The sequence below is a fragment of the Alloprevotella sp. OH1205_COT-284 genome, from assembly GCF_003859795.1.
Classification (GTDB): Bacteria; Bacteroidota; Bacteroidia; order Bacteroidales; family Bacteroidaceae; genus Alloprevotella.
Genome location: NZ_RQYI01000083.1, coordinates 1 through 325, shown reverse-complemented (window position 1 = coordinate 325; position 325 = coordinate 1). Strand labels below are relative to the sequence as shown.

The 325-nt window shown below is 50.5% G+C and carries 1 protein-coding gene; it reads right to left on the bottom strand.

Translation table 11 applies throughout. The features are described from left to right. Positions 1–103: 103 nt before the first annotated feature. A partial coding sequence (locus tag EII14_RS09390) for a hypothetical protein (protein ID WP_158608372.1) occupies positions 104–325 on the bottom strand: 222 nt, incomplete at its 5' end.

Genomic DNA, 325 nt, shown 5'->3' with positions numbered 1-325 from the left:
AGAAAATCCTTCCTCCCATTCCGTTTCGTTTTTTTGCTGTCTGATTTTTCGTTCGTGCAATAGGGTGGTGCGCCCATTGTTCTCTTCGATCCCCCTTTTTCTCTCACGCGCGCGTGCGCGCGTGTCCCTTATAATGTGTTTTTGCCTTCGCTGCCTTCGCATTTGGAGTTAAGGTGTTGAAGGTGAGGGTGGTTATGGTGAAGGCAAGTGAAGGCAAACCCGGAGGGCGGTCGTACAAATGGCTGAAAGAGAGGCGGTTGATGAGGATTTTTCCTTTCACAAGTCCGCTTTTCGGGAGAATTTCCCCTTTGGGCGTCGGTGCTTT